Origin of the sequence: Moraxella bovis, from assembly GCF_002014975.1 — a bacterium.
Classification (GTDB): Bacteria; Pseudomonadota; Gammaproteobacteria; order Pseudomonadales; family Moraxellaceae; genus Moraxella; species Moraxella bovis.
Genome location: NZ_MUXV01000075.1, coordinates 1 through 502, shown reverse-complemented (window position 1 = coordinate 502; position 502 = coordinate 1). Strand labels below are relative to the sequence as shown.

At 51.4% G+C, this 502-nt stretch carries 1 pseudogene; it reads right to left on the bottom strand.

The annotated features are described in order from the left end of the window. Nucleotides 1–23: 23 nt before the first annotated feature. Nucleotides 24–502 (bottom strand): annotated as a pseudogene (aroC, locus tag B0182_RS13005) (chorismate synthase); the annotation flags it as partial.

Sequence of the window (502 nt, the reverse complement as noted above, 5' to 3'; positions counted from 1 at the left end):
ATTTGTTTTTAATAATACCCAATATCCCAATCGAGCTTCTCAGCCTTTTCGGTGCCGATTTGGGTAACATGACCACGAATGATAACACCCAAGCGTTCTTTTAAGTATTTTTTGGCAATCGCCCCTGCTGCCACACGCATGGCAGTCTCACGAGCAGATGAACGCCCACCGCCACGATAATCCCGAAAGCCGTACTTCATCGTGTATGTGTAGTCAGCATGATTAGGGCGAAAAGTCGTGGCGATGTTGCCATAGTCTTTGGATTTTTGGTCGGTGTTGCGAATGAGTAGTCCAATCGGTGTGCCTGTGGTACGCCCCTCAAACACCCCAGAGACAATCTCCACCACGTCATCTTCTTTACGCTGAGTGGCGAATTTGGACGTGCCGGGTTTACGGCGGTCAAGTTCGGCTTGCAGATCCGCCTCGCACAGCGCCAAATTGGGCGGTACACCGTCCACAATCGCCATAAGTCCCGTCCCATGAGACTCGCCACAGGTGGTTA